The organism is Nocardia sp. NPDC050630 (assembly GCF_044457245.1).
In the GTDB taxonomy this organism is placed as follows: Bacteria; Actinomycetota; Actinomycetes; order Mycobacteriales; family Mycobacteriaceae; genus Nocardia.
In genome coordinates this window covers 178,043-193,264 of record NZ_JBITGN010000017.1, presented here as the reverse complement: position 1 = coordinate 193,264, position 15,222 = coordinate 178,043, and the positions used below count along the sequence as shown (strand labels likewise).

The window sequence follows — 15,222 nt, the reverse complement described above, 5'->3', positions numbered from 1 at the left end:
CACAGCCTTGGCCTTGGTCGCTTCGTCGTACTTCGATGGCATGGTCTGCCCATCCTCTCAAGAAAGAGAGTGGGCACGAAACACGGGGCGATTCAGCCCAACCGACGCCACACGCGCGGCTCGTGAGTCTGTTCATGGCAGCAGCAGCGAGTCAGCGCACGCGGCGCACGGATCGATGCCCGGAAGCAACCAGGCCAACGTGCCCCCGGCACCGCGCCAGTGTCCCAGCACAGACGACATGCACAGCACGCGAGCCCATGCGCGGCAGCCCCAGCGAAACAAAGCACGCGGAACACAAATCAATGCCCGCGAGCAACCGGCCCCGCAACGCCTGGCACGGACATCGATGCGCACCAGCAGCCCAACCCAGACAACACGCAAGCCGCACGCGTCCGTGCGCAGCAGCGGCCCGAGCGAAACAATATGCACGACACTCGGATCGATACACAGCACGGCCGCGCCCGGCACACGGATCAGTGCTCATCGCAGCACGCGCGGCACACGATTCAGTGCCCGGCAGCAGGCCAAGCGGCGCAACGCACGCGGCACGCGGCAGCGACCCGACCAATCGCGCTCCTGGTGGGCCGCATCCGGGCCAGCACAGGTGTGCGTCCAATGCCTATTGCAGCGCGGTATCCCCGGCCAACGCTGGCTCGTGCGCGACGGCGAGCCACAATGTGTCCGAATCCAATGCGATGACTTCGCAACGGCGCTCCGACGCCGCCCACTGGTGCACCGATGCGTGGTCAGCGCCGTCGAGGTCGCAGTTGACCGCACCCAGACCACATGTGCGGCAGACGAATCGATGCGCAGCAGCACCCCGAACGAGACAACACGCACGGCAAACAAATCGATACGCAGCAGCACTCCGAACGAGACAACACGCACGGCAAACGAATCGATGCACGCATTAGCGTGAGCGAGGACGAACGGCGGAGGGGTGAACGCAGAGAATGGCAATTGGTGAAGGCGGCGGAGTGGGTATGGACAGCGTGACCGCGGGCGGGCGTGGGGATGGGGCGGGTAGTCACAGGCTCACGGGTCTGGAGTTCGAAATCCTCTGGGCCGCATACGGTCGCGACCGCTTGCCCTATCCGCTGCACTATCGCACCGACATCGCCGACTTCGATGAGCTGAAGCGGCACCGCGAGGCCGCCGTAGATTCCCTGCTGGCCAAGTACTCGCCCGAGCTCGAACGTGCCATCGAGGTTCTGCTCGAGCCGGATGTCCGTGTCGAGTCGAAGGGTTTCGGAGGTGCCGATCTTTCGCATGCTTACCGGTTCCACGGCGCGGTCCGCGCTCAGGCCGGGGCAGCGCTGCAACAATTCCCCGGCTCGAGTCCGGACACCGGCGGCGAAATTCTCGTAACCTATTGCGCGGCAGAGCGCGTCGCCCGACTCGCGGTGGCCGCGCTACCGGCGTGCGGACCCGGCACCCACCCGCCGCTGGAGATCCGCCGCGCGGAGATCGCCGCCGAGCGTGACCGTCACATCCGTCGCGCCCACGACATCGGCCCCATCGAACAACTGGACCGCATCTTCCAGCGCCCCCGCTCCGCCTTCGGCGAAGTAATCATCTGCCCCGGCCCAGCCCTCGACGCGCGCCCCACCCCGGCACGCGGTTTCTGGTGGATGGACTACCCCGACGGCCGCTACTACGTGAAAACCGGCGACCCCATCATCGCCAAAGCCGTCGAACCCCATGCCATGGCCGCCGAAATCCACCGCCTCACCACGCTCACCCAGCGCTACCACCGCGAAGACCTGGAACACGACGAATACCTCCGCACCCGCCACTGACCCGCCGCATCGAACCAGCGCACCTTTCGGTCCCAGTCCGATTCCCGCGCCGCATAACAGCTGTCACATATCCAATGCACGCCTCGCACAAGGCGCAACTTATGCGAAGTTCGCACTGCCTCTGTGCGACCGCAAATCATCGACTGGCGCAATGGCGGTCGCCGTCGACGCCCGCGCCACGGTGCGAAGTCGACGCGTCTCGCCCAGCCATGCCCACGCCGAGGGCGCGACCTGTGCGTAGGCTCGACACTCGAACGGTCCACCACCTCAGCCGACGGCAGTTGCGGTCCCGAACACGCCCGCCAAGCAGTACTCGGCGAATCCGGCACACGCTTGTCACACACCCAGTAAGCACTTCGCGAAAGCTATAACTGCGCAAAGCTATAAGTGCCTGTGCCTGTGCCTGTGCCTGTGCCTGTGCCTGTGCCTGTTGCGGAATTGTGGCGGATTCTGGCCGTGACGCAGGTCATGCCGCTGCTTCGACCGCTGCCGTGCAATCATGTTCAGCCGAAGGTGGTTCGATCCCCCCGGGTATCACATCGAGGTAGCGGAATAACCGCCCGGCAGCACATTCGGCACCGGCCTCATCAGCTTCTGCGAGGCACTCACTCGATAAGTGACAACGCCAGAATCCCGGCGAATCGAAACCGCCACCGCAGGTCCAGAATTCGATGCGCTCCAGCCAGATCGCGCGTACCTCCAGCCCTCCGGAGGGTGATTCCATCCCCCGAGTGTGACATCGAGGTAGCGGAATAACCGCCCGGCAGCACATTCGGCAGCGGCCTCATCAGCTTCTGCGAGGCACTCACTCGATAAGTGACAACGCCAGAGTCCCGGCGAATCGAAACCGCCGTCGCAGGTTCAAAATTTGATGCGCTCCAGCCAGGTCGCGAGTACGTCCAGGTCTCCGGAGGTCGCCAGCGTCGAGCTGTCGGCTGGGAGCCGGCGCAGCAACAGCAGGTACAGATCCACGGCGGTGCCGTGGACTGTCAACGAGGCTGGTGTCTGGTTGTCGGTCGTGGTGATCGTGTCGCCGGATCGGAGAACTGTCCAGGTGTTATCGGTATCGGTGGCGTGCAGGCGCAGGCTGGCGCCCTCGTCGAGCGGGGTCTCGAAGCGTGGGCCCAACTCGACGATCTCGAGAAACTCCGACAGTCCATCTGCGCCGAGTTCGGGAGCGATGGCCACCTCGTGGTTCAAGGCGAGCAGGGCATCGGCGCGGTGCGCGGTCGCCTCGTGCAGGCGGCGGCGCACCCACCATTCGGCCGGGCGCGGAGAACCGAACGGCGTCCAGACCGGGACATCGGAACCCACTGTGTCGATGTTGTCGATCACCGCTCGGGCACCGGCTCGAAGCCACCCGTCGACCTCGTCCAGGTCACGTGGCCGACGGTAATCGGGAACCTGCTGGAACTCCAGGAATTCGGTGGCCCGGTCGGCGATCATCGCTGCGGCCCAACGGTTTCCACCGCCGACGTGCGCGATCAGATTCGACAGGGTCCAGTCCGGGCAGGTCGGTATCGGCGTCTTCGGGTCGGCGGACTGGTACAGGTCGGCTAGCCGATCGGTCTCGTCCAGGAATGCTTTGCGCAGAGCCGTCGTGTCGAGCGAGGTCACGAATTCGACTCTAACCTCGACTCGATGGGCACGGCGATTCCAGCAGACCGTGAGGTCGTCACCCAATCCAGCATCGAACGATCGCAGCGAACTCGGCGCGGTACAGACCATCCAGGGCGACACTCCCCCTGGCCGCCCAGCGAAAGCCTTTGCCGCCAGCCGTGAAACAGGTCGCGCCCAGCCCCCGACAAGTGCCGGGGCAGGTTCACGCGGAACCGCCACCGCCAGACCTCGGCCCGGCACCATTGGTCGAACCGACCGCGCCATTCAGCGAACTCAGCGCGGTACAGACCATCCAGGGCGACACTCCCCCTGGCCGCCCAGCGAAAGCCTTTGCCGCCAGCCGTGAAACAGGTCGCGCCCGGCCCCGACAAGTGCCGGGGCAGGTTCACGCGGAACCGGCACCGCCAGACCTCGGTCCGGCACCGTTGGTCGAACCGACCGTGCCATTCGCGGAGTTGGCCAGCACATCCTGGGACGGGCTCACCGCCTCGCCACCCGCGGTCAACAAGCCCGCGCGCTCCACGACATCCGGCCCGTCACCGTCGGCCGGCTTCGTGGCCACGTCCCTGGCCGCCTCGATACCGCCGACCGTGCGCAGCGGCACTTCCTTCCAGAACAGCACCAGGATCAGCGCGAGCAGCGCCATACCGGTCACCGACAGGAATACCGTCGACATCGATTCCGCGAAACCGACCTTGAACGGCCGCGCCAGCTCCGGACTGAGCTGCTGCACAATCGAACTGTCCTTCAGTACCCCACCGGCGGCCGACGTATCCTGCGCGAGCAGACCTTTCGCGAGCGCGGCATCAGCGGGATTGCTGCTGTGCGCGGCCTCGACCACGGCGTGCTGGAACGCGGGATCCGTGGCAGCGGACTTCATCTCGGTGGAGATATTCGGCGTCAACTGCGCGAAGAGGATCGACAGGAATACCGCGACACCCATCGTGCCGCCGATCTGGCGGAAGAACGTGGCCGCAGCGGTGGAGACGCCCATATCCTTGGGCGGCAACGCATTCTGCACCGCTATGGTGAGCGGCTGCATGAGATTGCCGAGTCCGAATCCGGTGCAGGCCATGAAGATCATCGCGACCCACAGTGGGCTGTCGGCATTCACGAAGTGCAGGAGGAACAGGCCGAGCGTCAACATGCTCGCGCCGATGAGCGGGAAGATCCGGTAACGACCGGTACGCGAGATCAGCTGGCCGGATACGACCGAGCCGGTCATCATCCCGAGCACCATCGGCAGCATCTGCAGACCCGCCAGCGTCGGGCTGGATCCACGCACCACCTGCAGGTACTGCGGCAGCAGCGAAATGCCGCCGAACATCGCCGAGCCGACCACGACCGAGATCACTACGCCGAGCGCGAAGGTCTTATTGGCGAACATCCGCAGCGGAATCAGCGCCTTATCCTTCATCGACTTCTCGACCAGCACGAACCCGATGACACCGAGCAGCCCGATCACGTAGCAGAGGATGGATCGTCCACTGCCCCAACCCCATTCGCGCCCTTGCTCGGCAACGACGAGCAGCGGCACCAGTCCGATCGCCAGCACCAGCACACCCCACCAGTCGACCCGGTCGGTGGAATGTGGCCGCTTCGGCAGCTTGAGCACCTTGGACACGACGCCGAGCGCGATCAGGCCGATCGGCACGTTGACGAGGAAGACCCAGCGCCAGCCGCTGATCCCGAGGATGCTGTCCTGTCCGGCCAGCACGCCGCCGAGCACCGGGCCGATCACGCTGGAGGTGCCGAATACCGCGAGGAAGTAGCCCTGGTACTTGGCGCGTTCGCGGGGGCTGACGATATCGCCGAGGATGGTCAGCGCCAGTGACATCAGACCGCCCGCACCGAGTCCCTGGAATGCGCGGAACGCCGCGAGCTCGTACATCGACTGCGCCATCGTGCACAGCAGCGAACCGACCACGAAGATCGAAATCGCCGCCATGAAGAAGGGCTTGCGGCCGAACATATCGGACAACTTGCCGTACAGCGGTGTCGCGAGCGTCGCGGTGATCAGGTAGGCGGTGGTCGCCCAGGCCTGCATCGAATAGCCGTCGAGATCGTCGGCGATGGTGCGGATCGCGGTGGAGACGATCGTCTGGTCCAATGCCGCGAGCAGCATGCCGAGCAGCAGACCACTCATGATGGTCAGGATCTGTCTGTGGGTGAAACCCGTGGGCTCCGCCACGGTGGCCGGTGCGGTCACGAATCGTTCTCCGTCTCGAGGTCGAATTGGTGCTGGTCCTGGCGGATGGCCGCGATCATCGCGGGCTTGGCCCGCTCGAAGTCGTCGACGAACTGACGCAGCAGATCGGCGAATGCGGCACGGTCCTGCGGCGCCCAGGCCGCCATCACCCTGGTCAGGTTCTCGCGCCTGCGCCTGCGTATCCGCTCGGCGGTCTCGCGGCCCCGCTCGGTGACGACGAGCACGGTGGCGCGGCCGTCGTTGCGATCGGCCTGCCTTTCCACCAAATGTCGGTCGACGAGGTGTGCGACGTGCCGACTGACCGTCGACGCATCCGAATGCACCGCCTCCGCGAGTGCGCCCGAGCGCATCGGTCCGTCGCAGAGCAGCCGGAACAGGACCGCGAAGGCCGCTGGATCCACGCCGTCCCTACTCCGCATTTGCGCGGCGGTCCGCTCGCGGATCCGTTGCAGCCGGGTGAGCTGCATCGCGATCGCGTCGACCGACCGCTCGTCCTCGTCCACTCGACCCCTCACCTTTACTTGCGTCAATCAATTAGTTGCGTGATACAAGTATGTGTGTCGGCCAACGGTTAGGGCAAGTGAATAACCGGCCTTTACCGGCCCTTGAACTCCGGGGCTCGCTTCTCGAACACCGACTGGATGGCCTCGGTCAGATCCTCGGACGGCAGGAATGCGGAGTTCCACGCCGAGACGTAGCGCAGCCCGGCAGCAACCTGATCCTTGGTGCGCTGTTCGAGCACATCCTTGGCGCCCTGCACCACCAGCGGCGGATTCGCGGCGATCTCGCGCGCGATGGCGTGCGCCGCTTCCAGCGTTGCCTGCTGATCGGCGAATACATCGTTGACCAGGCCGATCTTCTCCGCACGCGCCGCGTCGATGTCCTTACCGGTGTAGGCGAGTTCGCGCAGATGCCCCTCGCCGATAATGCCGGGCAGTCGGTGCAGCGAGCCGATATCCGCGACGATCGCGACCTTCGCCTCACGCAGGCTGAACTTCGCATCCGCACTCGCGTAGCGGATATCCGCGGCGGCGATCAGGTCCAGCCCGCCACCGATGCACCAGCCGGAGACCGCGGCGATGACCGGCTTACGGCAATCGGCCACCGCGGTCACCGAGGCCTGCATCCGGCGCACCTCGTAGAGGAAGTCGGTACGCGGCGCGGCCAGTGCCCGATCCGCCATCAGCGGTCCGAAGGTCCCGGCCATCGCTGGCAGGTCGAGTCCGTAGGAGAAATGTTTCCCGGAACCGGTGAGCACAATCGCACGAACCTCGGGATCGGCATCCAGTTCGCCGAAGATCTCCGGCAGCTCCCGCCAGAAATCCGGACCCATGGCATTGCCCTTGCCGGGGCCGGTCAGCGTGACCTGCGCGATGTGATCCTTGGTTTCAACGGTGAAAGCCTGCCAATCAGTCATTCGTATAGCGTAAAGCAGAAGTGCCCAGGCCAGCAGACCAGTCCGTGCTGCGCGCAAATGCTGTGCAAAGCCGGTGCGCCGCAGTGGTTCTCCCGTCCGACTATCCGACCACTGACTGAGAAGTAAACCGGCACACTGCCCGCAATCGCTCTACTCTGGTTCCATGCGCAGGTCGCTTCCACCAGTCGCATGCCGGGTCGCAGATACCCTGATCGCCCGCGGCCACCACGGTGTCATCGTCACTCAGCCCGCCCCCACGCCCACCGCCGCCGATGCCGCACGGGCACTCGGCGTCGATGTTGGCGCCATCACGAAATCACTGGTGTTCCTCTTGGACGACGATCCGGTGCTGCTGCTGGTTTCCGGCGCACACCAAGTCGATCTCGGGCGCACCGGCGAGCGGCTGGAAGGCAGACTCACCCGCGCACCCGCCGAGATGGTGCAGCAGGTGACCGGTCAGGCCATCGGCGGCATCGCACCGGTCGGCCATCCCACCAACCTGCCGACCTGGGTGGATAACGCGCTGTCCACGCACCAGGAGGTCTGGGCCGCGGGCGGACATCCGAATACCCTGTTCCGCACCTCGTTTCGCGAACTCGTACGCATCACCGCCGGGCTTCCGATCGATGTGGATTGAACGCCACACCGAAACCCGGCGTAGGTTCGTTTATGTGAGCGAGTGGAGCGAGAGAACCATCAACACAGCCCCAACGGTCGCCGCGGAGCCGAGCGCTAGCGAGGCGCAGCTGTGACCGATGCTCAACCCCCCGCCACGGACATCCAGATTCCCGATGATCTGAGCGGTATCACCGCCGAGCTGTACCGCGCCTCCATGCGGCACTATCCGGCGGGCGTCACCGTTGTCACGCTGGGCTCCGCGAACGGCCCGGTCGGCTTCACCGCGACCTCCTTCGCATCGCTATCCCTCGAGCCTCCGCTGGTCTCCTTCAATATCGCCCACACTTCGTCGAGCCTGACGGCGTTGCGGGCAGCCGACTCCGTGGTGGTCCATTTCCTCGGCGAACATCAGCACGAGCTGGCCAAGCGCTTCGCCCGCACCGCCGATCAACGCTTCACCGATCGCTCCCTGTGGACCACGCTGGACACCGGCGAACCCGTGCTGCACGGCACACCCATCTGGATCCGCGCCACCATCCAACAGCTGATCCCCATCGGCGATCACACCTTCGTCGTCGGCCTGGTCACCCGGGTCCACGACAGAACCGACGAACAGCCGAGCGCCGCTCCGCTGCTCTACTACCGCGGCCGCTACTACCGCCCGACTTCGCTCGAAGACTGAGCACGGCCGGGCGTATTCGCCTGCGCGGCAACGCTATAGCTCGAGCGATGAGCCGCTGCGGACCTCGATGTGGAAGGTGTCGCCCGCGCCCATATCCAGCGAGGATGACGTGGTCGATTCCGGGCTCGGCTCGGCTTGGCTGGATTCCTCGGATGGTGGATCAGTGGTCGTATCCGAGGTGCTCGTTGTGTACGGACCATGCGTCGGCGCGGTCGTGTCGTGGATCGAAGTCGGCGTCGCGGACGGTGCCACATACGGCGCATGCTGCGGCGAGGAACCGTCGGTCGTTGTACCGGCGGTGAAAGTCGTACCCCCGGACCACGGACTCACATATGGCGCGTGCTGCGTGGTTGTGCTCTCCGACTGATCGTTGCTGCCCGACGTTTCGGTCTGTTGTGAACCGTCGTACAACGCCTTGTAATTGCGCGCCGGTCCGAAAGCCGTGGTGGTGAGCTGCTCGGCCAGCTTCTTCGTATCCTTGGCATCGAAGCCGAGTTTGTTGAGCGCACCCTGGATTGCCCCGCTGAGTGCGCCGCGCTCGCCCGAGGTGACCAGTCGGTCGATGTCATAGCCGTCGCGGGTTCCGGCTTCGATGGCCATGGTCTGGCGCAGGAATTCCATTGCGGTGCTGGTCGATGCGCCGGTGGCGGCCTTGATGACGGTCTGGGTGAGGATCTGCTGGATCAGCTTGCGCAGCGCCTGCGTGATGGCGGCGCGGATCGCGACCTGCATCGCCGCAGCCTCGGCAGTACTCGCGCCGAGAGTCGGCACCGCCGCCGCGGCGGCCGCTGCCAACTGAATGGCGGTGTAGATCAGCATCGAGATGATGTACAGCTTGATGGCCAGAATCAGCGATGCGTAGATCCGCAGCGCCAGTGCGATATCGCGGAGCAGATCGGTGAGCGTCTCGATCGCCGCCATCGTCTGCTGCCGGTAGCGTTCGATCGCGTCGTGGGTCTCGCCCTCGATATGGCCAAGGGCCTGTTGGAATTTGGTATCGATCCTGCCGGAGTACTTTTCCAGCGTGTTCGCCATCTTCTCGGCCTTATTGCCCAAACTGAACAGCTTGGTCTCATCGGCTTTCGGCCAGCGATAGACGACGACCGCCGCCACCGGCTCCAGCGCCGACGGTATCTGCAACCCCATGCGGCTACCCCTTGCCGTTCTCGTCGAGCAGGCCGGTGATCTTCTCGACGGCCGATTCGAAGTCCCCATCGGTCGTCGTCACGGCGTCCGCGACAGCGGTGAACCGTGTTCGCAGCGAATCGAGCAGGCTGACCACACCGTCCAGCATCTCGGTCGCATCCTCGGTCGGGCCGAGGAAATTCTGCAGAAAGGCCTGACCGAATTCGTCATCGCCGATACCGTCGCCGTCCGCGCGCAGCGCGCTGGTGAATTCGGCCACCTCGGCGGCGAATTCGGTGCCGAGCGACCCGATTTCGGTCGCGATCGAACGGAACTGCTCCGGATCGAGCCGGAAGTCGCCGTCGCCCATGACCTACCAGCCCTTCCAGTGCGGGCCCTCGTCGTCCGGATCCTCGTCCAGCCGTCGGGGAAGCTCGATCTGCGGCTCTGGTTCGGGTTCGGGCGGCGGCGGAGGCAGGATATTTCCGCCGGGTCGGGCGATCATCGGTAGTTCGCCGAACGGATCCTCGGGCAATCCGACCTCGGACACCGCCGCGAGTACCGGCGCCAGGCGCGCGTCGAGCTGTTCCTTGGCGGCTCGAGCCGCGGCCTGCGCCGCCTCGGTCATCGCCGCGCCGAGCCGCTCCGGAGTCGAGCGCTTGAATGCCTCCGGCGCCACCCACACATCCAGCGGAATGCCCGCCGAATTCGCCGTCACCCGAACAAGCTGATCCTGTGACCAGCCCTGCACGGTCAGGTTCGCAAGCTCCGATTTCGCCGCGCCGAACTGCTCCAACTGCCGCTCGTAGACATCGGTCATCTGGTCGACTCGGCCGCGCATCCCGTCCGTCCAGGACTGGAGCGCGTCCCGCTCTGCCGAATTCATTCAGCCGCCTTCCCCGTTTCCCCGCCCCGACCGGACGAGTGCCATCACATTCCTAGACGCGAGGGCAGGAGCGTCGGTTCCGCAGGACCGCAAGTTGTTCGGTGAATTCTTCAGAGTTAAGTCCGCACGCACAGGCGGATCATGCCGACCTGGCCGAATCCGCTGGCGAGGTCGCGGATTTCATCCACTGCTCGTGGGTCAACCAATGCCGCGCGGCGGCTTCGACTCAGCGGTCGGCTCCGATCAGCCGATCACACAGGCGCGACGCCGTCGGTTGCACCGGCGCTGCGGATTCGCCCGGTCAATCAGACCGCATCCCACCCAACGCCGCGCGACATCCGAACGGTCGAATCCAATCGCCCTAACCAACAGGGCGCGACACCGTCCTTCGCGTCGGGTTACAGATCCGCCCGACCAATCAGACCGCATCCCCCAACACCGCGCGACATCCGAACGGTCGAATCCAATCGCCCTAACCAGCAGGGCGGCATCGGCCTTGGCGTCGGGCTACAGATTCGCCTGGTCCTCCAGACATATCAGCCCAACATTGCGCGAGCGGGTCCGATCATCCGATCGAGCAGGGTGCGGCACCGTCGGTAGAGCCGGGGCGAGCGAAGGGCCGGGTCTCGGGTGTCGGATTCCAAAGTCCGTCGGTGCTGGCGTAATTCCACGACGTACCCTTGTCGGCCAGGGTGGCGATGGCCTCTATCAGTCGGTCCACATCGTCGGAGCTGGTGCCGAGGCCGATGCTGGCGCGCAGCGCGCCGTCCAGGCCGAGGCGCTCGAGCAGCGGGTGGGCGCAGAATCGGCCGTCCCGGATGCCGATGCCGTGTTCGGCGGAGAGGTACGCCGCGACGTGGCCGGGGACGAACCCGTCCAGGGTGAAGGCGACAATGCCGACGGTATCCGGGCTGTCGTCCCAGATGCGCAGCAGGTTGATGCCGGGAATTGCGGACAGCCCGGCGCGCAGCCGATCGGCGAGCCGTCGCTCGTGCGCGGCAAGGGTTTCCGGATCGATCGCGCACAGCGCATCACACGCGGCGGCGAGTGCGGCCGCGCCGAGGACATTCGGCGAACCGGCCTCGTGGCGCTGCGGTGCGGCTGCCCATTCCGCATTCGTGGTGGTGACTTCGCGGACCGCACCGCCGCCCGCCAGATACGGTTCGGCCGCATCGAGCCAATCCCGACGTCCGACAAGCACTCCCGCACCGAACGGTGCGTAGAGCTTATGGCCAGAGAACGCGAGGTAGTCGATTCCGGTGGCGCGCAAGCTGATTCGACGATGCGGTGCCAGCTGCGCGGCATCTACCAGGATGCGGGCACCGCACTGATGCGCGATGGTGGCCAGCCGCTCGAGCGGCAGCACCTCACCGGTCACATTCGACGCGCCGGTCACCGCGAGCAATGCGGCAGGCTTACTGCATAATTCGGCGATCAGCTGACGGATCGTCTCCTCTACGGTCGCCGCGGCCTTGACGACGCGACGGCCGTGGCGGGTCCAAGGCAGGAAGTTCGCATGATGTTCGATATCCAGCACAACGGTGTCGCCGGGCACACAGGCGGCGAGCAGATTCAGTGCATCGGTGGTGTTGCGGGTGAACACCACGACCTGGTTGTCCGCGGCGTCGAGGAAGCGGGTGACCGAACCGCGTGCGGCCTCGTAGCACTCGGTGGAGATCCGCGAGGCGTAACCGGCGCCGCGGTGCACACTCGCGTAGTACGGCAGCAACTGCTGAACCCGATCGGTGACCTGCGCCAATGCCGGTGCGCTAGCGGCGTAGTCGAAGTTCGCGTAGCTGGTCGTTCCGCCCTGTACGAGCGGCACCTGAAGGTCGTCGCCGGAGACTCGGGCGAGGGCGGCACAACTCTGATCGATTACAGCAGGCATCACAAAATCCCATCGGCTATGGGACCCGAAATCAGGTGATCATCCGAGTCCGCGCTTGCCGCACCCAGTCGGGCTGCGGCCTGGTCGTCACCCGGAGCACCCCACCGCGGAGGAGGGTTGCCGACCAGCCAGCCGGGGCTTGACGCTGGTACTCATGACCTGAACCGAGACTGACAGATGCCCCACCGCCCTGTCAACCGCACTTAAAAATGCATACCGATGCACACCGGTAAATAAGGTTGCATTGCCTAGTGATGTGCGGTCTGATCGAGCTGTGACGCTTTCCCTGCTGCTCAGCTTTGTCGGCCTGTGCATTCTGCTGTCGATTACGCCTGGCCCGGATTCGTTCCTGGTGCTGCGATTCTCGATCGTGGACGCGCGCCCCGGCATCGCCGCGGCGATCGGCTCGGCATTGGGCGGGATCGTGTGGGCGGTAGTTGTCGCGGCTGGCGTCGCCGCACTGCTGGAACAATCAGCGACCGCCTACCGGACGCTCAAGATCATCGGCTGAATTTATTTGGTGTACTTGGGAATTCGAGCACTCGTCGAGCAGCGCAAACAGGGCACCGCCGCGGCGTCCGAACAGTCGGACGCGCAGGCCACACCCTCGATTCGCTCGGCATTCGCCGCAGGCGTCGTGTCGTGCATGTTCAACCCTAAGGTGGGACTGTTCTACCTCGCGGTGCTGCCCCAATTCCTCACCGATGTCACCTTTTCGAACACCCTCGCGCTCGGAGCCATCGAATGCTTCATCGCCGCCGTCGAGATGATCCTGCTCGCCGTGCTGGCGTCCCGGGCGGTTGCGATGTTGCGCCGCCCCAGGGTTCGCGATCGGCTCGAGCAGATCAGCGCAGCCATCCTCGCCGCGCTCGGCATCGGCACCGCGGCCTCGGCCGCGTAACGCGCCGGGTCGGTAACCGCCGACCCGGCGCCCAGCATTACGGCTGCGACTGAATCTCCTTGCGCCACAGCAATACCGACGCGACCAACGAGATGACGGAGGCGGCGGTGAGCCACCAGAAGGCCTGCCGGAATCCGGCATCCACCGGCAATCCAGCAGCGGCCGCACAGTACAGCACCACCGCGAGCAATGCCGCTCCGATCGACCCGCCGACGCGCTGCAGAATATTCACGAACGATGCCGCATCGGGCAGCTGTTCGGGTCGCACCGAGGCGTAGGCGGCGGCAACGATCGGCACCCCGGTCAACCCGGTAGCCACACCGCAGATCAACAGAAGCACCTGTACGACAAGAGGATTCATCGAAGCGTCGCCGAGTGCGAACGGCACGGTGACGGCGACCGTCACCGCACTGCCGACCACCGCGACCACACCCCCGCCGTATCGATCCGTCAACCGGCCGCCGACGGGCAGCGCGATGATGCCACCGATCCCGAAGGATACGAGCAGCAAGCCCGTCGCGATGAGACTGTCCCGATGAAGTACCTGAAAGTACAACGGCAGCAACAGCATCGACCCGAACAGCGACGCACCGGCGAAGAGGTTCGCCACATTCGCCGTCGCGAATACCGGATGCCGGAACAGTCCCACATCGAGCAGTCCCCCACCGCGCGTCGACCGTGCCACGAACAGTACGAGCGCCAGCATCCCGACAAGCACCGACACCCACACCGTCGGCGCGGAAACGCTACCTCGACTGCCGAATTCCCCAAGCCCATAGACCAAGGCCGAAAGCCCGACGCCGATCAATGCGAACCCGGTGGCATCGAATCGGCCCCCGTTACCTCTCGCATCCGCCCGCGGCAATACCCGACGGCCGAGAACGAACGCCACCAGCCCGAACGGGATATTGATCAGGAACAACCATTCCCAATCCAGATTCGCCAGCATGACACCACCGATGGTCGGCCCGATCGCGGGCGCGGCGACCACCGCGATGCCGACCACACTCATCACCCGACCAAGCCGCTGCGGCCCCGCAGCCTGACCCAGCAGCGTCTGCCCCGCCGGCACCAATAGCCCCGCGGTCAGCCCCTGCGCGATCCGAAAACCAATGAGCCAGCCGATATTCGGAGCCAGCGCACACAGTCCGGAGGTCACCGTGAACCCGGCGAGCGCGGTCAACCAGATCCGGTCCATTCCGAATTGCCGCCCCAGCCAACCGCACAGCGGCAGGGTGACGGCGAGTGCGAGCAGATAGCCGCTCGCGATCCACTGGGCACTGTCCAGTGCCGCACCGAGATCCGTCGCGATGGTGTTCAGCCCGATATTCACCAGCGACGTGTCCAACATGCTCATGACGGCGCCGAAGACCACGACACCGGCCACCCGCCACACCCGCGCGGGAATGGGTTCGAGTACCGGCACGGTGGCGGCGACGGCCGTTCGAGTATCCGACATGGGGATCCTCCGCAATTTGTAGACAACCTAGATTGCGGAGGTTATCAACAATCTAGTGAGTCAACAATAGATACAATTACCGAATGCCCGCTGACCACATTCACCCTCGCGGCCTGCTCCGCTTCCCGACCTACGCGCTCGGCAAGCTGCACAAGGCCGTGCACGCCGAGATGGGCACGTCATTGCGCGAACACTGGGTGCTGGTCTGTCTGGAGGAGTTCGACGATCTGTCCCAGCAGCAGGTCTCCACCGCGCTCGGCATCGACCGCAGCGAAGTGGTCCGGCTGATCGATGGCCTGGAGGAGGCCGGATTCGTCATCCGCACCCGCGATTCAACCGACCGACGCAAATACCGGCTGTCCATTACCCAGTCCGGACGCACCGAGCGCCGCAAGACCGATGAGCTCATCGAAAAGGCCGCCGAGCGGGTGCTGTACCGCCTCGACGAGGACGAGCGGCGCACCCTGCACCGCCTAGCGCTGAAGGCGCTCGGCGAAGAGGTCTGAGGCGAAACCGCAGGTACCGTGGACAGTTGGTCACCATGGCGTTTGCCCACTGGTAACCCTGCTGTGAAACAACAACGAGGAAGCGCTTGGCAGGTCGATGAGAGGTGGGCAG

At 65.2% G+C, this 15,222-nt stretch carries 13 protein-coding genes, 1 pseudogene and 1 riboswitch; of the genes and pseudogenes, 5 read left to right on the top strand and 9 right to left on the bottom strand.

The genetic code is table 11. The features are described from left to right. The first annotated feature begins 983 nt into the window (after positions 1-983). Complete coding sequence (locus ACIBG0_RS32545; RefSeq protein ID WP_397037761.1) at positions 984-1,799, top strand: ESX secretion-associated protein EspG; 816 nt, start codon at positions 984-986, stop codon at positions 1,797-1,799. A gap of 861 nt (positions 1,800-2,660) precedes the next feature. Here ACIBG0_RS32545 and ACIBG0_RS32540 read toward each other — a convergent pair. From ACIBG0_RS32540 to ACIBG0_RS32525, 4 genes are all read right to left on the bottom strand, one after another. Continuing rightward, positions 2,661-3,416: a maleylpyruvate isomerase family mycothiol-dependent enzyme gene (locus tag ACIBG0_RS32540; RefSeq protein ID WP_397037759.1), complete on the bottom strand. Its 756-nt coding sequence runs from the start codon at positions 3,414-3,416 to the stop codon at positions 2,661-2,663. 388 nt (positions 3,417-3,804) lie between these two features. Then, the gene (locus tag ACIBG0_RS32535; protein WP_397037792.1) at positions 3,805-5,565 is read right to left on the bottom strand and encodes an MDR family MFS transporter; all 1,761 of its coding nucleotides are present in this window, start codon (positions 5,563-5,565) and stop codon (positions 3,805-3,807) included. Between the two features lie 59 nt (positions 5,566-5,624). Beyond that, positions 5,625-6,131, bottom strand: coding sequence for a MarR family winged helix-turn-helix transcriptional regulator (locus tag ACIBG0_RS32530; protein WP_397037757.1), 507 nt, complete (start codon positions 6,129-6,131; stop codon positions 5,625-5,627). Between the two features lie 92 nt (positions 6,132-6,223). Continuing rightward, on the bottom strand, positions 6,224-7,045 hold the full coding sequence (locus ACIBG0_RS32525; protein WP_397037755.1) for a crotonase/enoyl-CoA hydratase family protein: 822 nt from the start codon (positions 7,043-7,045) through the stop codon (positions 6,224-6,226). 163 nt (positions 7,046-7,208) lie between these two features. Between ACIBG0_RS32525 and ACIBG0_RS32520 the strand changes: the two genes are divergently transcribed. After that, positions 7,209-7,682, top strand: coding sequence for a YbaK/EbsC family protein (locus ACIBG0_RS32520; protein ID WP_397037754.1), 474 nt, complete (start codon positions 7,209-7,211; stop codon positions 7,680-7,682). 195 nt (positions 7,683-7,877) lie between these two features. After that, entirely contained in the window at positions 7,878-8,345 is a 468-nt protein-coding gene (locus ACIBG0_RS32515; RefSeq protein WP_397037790.1) for a flavin reductase family protein, read from the top strand. A gap of 33 nt (positions 8,346-8,378) precedes the next feature. Here ACIBG0_RS32515 and ACIBG0_RS32510 read toward each other — a convergent pair whose 3' ends face one another. From ACIBG0_RS32510 to ACIBG0_RS32495, 4 genes are all read right to left on the bottom strand, one after another. After that, complete coding sequence (locus ACIBG0_RS32510; RefSeq protein WP_397037753.1) at positions 8,379-9,491, bottom strand: hypothetical protein; 1,113 nt, start codon at positions 9,489-9,491, stop codon at positions 8,379-8,381. A 4-nt stretch (positions 9,492-9,495) separates the two neighbouring features. Continuing rightward, positions 9,496-9,840 carry a hypothetical protein gene (locus ACIBG0_RS32505; protein ID WP_397037751.1) on the bottom strand — a complete coding sequence of 115 codons (345 nt, stop codon included), beginning with the start codon at positions 9,838-9,840 and terminating at the stop codon, positions 9,496-9,498. Positions 9,841-9,843: 3 nt separating this feature from the next. Then, positions 9,844-10,356: a YbaB/EbfC family nucleoid-associated protein gene (locus ACIBG0_RS32500; protein WP_397037749.1), complete on the bottom strand. Its 513-nt coding sequence runs from the start codon at positions 10,354-10,356 to the stop codon at positions 9,844-9,846. 565 nt (positions 10,357-10,921) lie between these two features. Beyond that, the gene (locus ACIBG0_RS32495; RefSeq protein ID WP_397037747.1) at positions 10,922-12,244 is read right to left on the bottom strand and encodes an aminotransferase class V-fold PLP-dependent enzyme; all 1,323 of its coding nucleotides are present in this window, start codon (positions 12,242-12,244) and stop codon (positions 10,922-10,924) included. A 46-nt stretch (positions 12,245-12,290) separates the two neighbouring features. Next, a riboswitch (SAM riboswitch) is annotated at positions 12,291-12,404 on the bottom strand. Positions 12,405-12,500: 96 nt separating this feature from the next. Here ACIBG0_RS32495 and ACIBG0_RS32490 point away from each other — a divergent pair. Further along, a pseudogene (locus ACIBG0_RS32490) lies at positions 12,501-13,145 on the top strand (LysE family translocator). Between the two features lie 37 nt (positions 13,146-13,182). Here the strand turns inward: ACIBG0_RS32490 and ACIBG0_RS32485 are convergent. Beyond that, the gene (locus ACIBG0_RS32485) at positions 13,183-14,604 is read right to left on the bottom strand and encodes a DHA2 family efflux MFS transporter permease subunit (protein ID WP_397037745.1); all 1,422 of its coding nucleotides are present in this window, start codon (positions 14,602-14,604) and stop codon (positions 13,183-13,185) included. A gap of 83 nt (positions 14,605-14,687) precedes the next feature. On the opposite strand from ACIBG0_RS32485, the gene ACIBG0_RS32480 reads away from it, so the two are divergent. Beyond that, entirely contained in the window at positions 14,688-15,110 is a 423-nt protein-coding gene (locus ACIBG0_RS32480; RefSeq protein WP_397037743.1) for a MarR family winged helix-turn-helix transcriptional regulator, read from the top strand. The last annotated feature ends 112 nt before the right edge of the window (positions 15,111-15,222 follow it).

Coding starts and splice junctions, on each gene's coding strand:
- ACIBG0_RS32545 (WP_397037761.1), top strand. CDS start 984: ATGGACAGCGTGACCGCGGGCGGGCGTGGGGATGGGGCGGGTAGTCAC.
- ACIBG0_RS32535 (WP_397037792.1), bottom strand. CDS start 5,565: ATGAGTGGTCTGCTGCTCGGCATGCTGCTCGCGGCATTGGACCAGACG.
- ACIBG0_RS32525 (WP_397037755.1), bottom strand. CDS start 7,045: ATGACTGATTGGCAGGCTTTCACCGTTGAAACCAAGGATCACATCGCG.
- ACIBG0_RS32520 (WP_397037754.1), top strand. CDS start 7,209: ATGCGCAGGTCGCTTCCACCAGTCGCATGCCGGGTCGCAGATACCCTG.
- ACIBG0_RS32515 (WP_397037790.1), top strand. CDS start 7,878: ATGCGGCACTATCCGGCGGGCGTCACCGTTGTCACGCTGGGCTCCGCG.
- ACIBG0_RS32510 (WP_397037753.1), bottom strand. CDS start 9,491: ATGGGGTTGCAGATACCGTCGGCGCTGGAGCCGGTGGCGGCGGTCGTC.
- ACIBG0_RS32505 (WP_397037751.1), bottom strand. CDS start 9,840: ATGGGCGACGGCGACTTCCGGCTCGATCCGGAGCAGTTCCGTTCGATC.
- ACIBG0_RS32500 (WP_397037749.1), bottom strand. CDS start 10,356: ATGAATTCGGCAGAGCGGGACGCGCTCCAGTCCTGGACGGACGGGATG.
- ACIBG0_RS32495 (WP_397037747.1), bottom strand. CDS start 12,244: ATGCCTGCTGTAATCGATCAGAGTTGTGCCGCCCTCGCCCGAGTCTCC.
- ACIBG0_RS32485 (WP_397037745.1), bottom strand. CDS start 14,604: ATGTCGGATACTCGAACGGCCGTCGCCGCCACCGTGCCGGTACTCGAA.
- ACIBG0_RS32480 (WP_397037743.1), top strand. CDS start 14,688: ATGCCCGCTGACCACATTCACCCTCGCGGCCTGCTCCGCTTCCCGACC.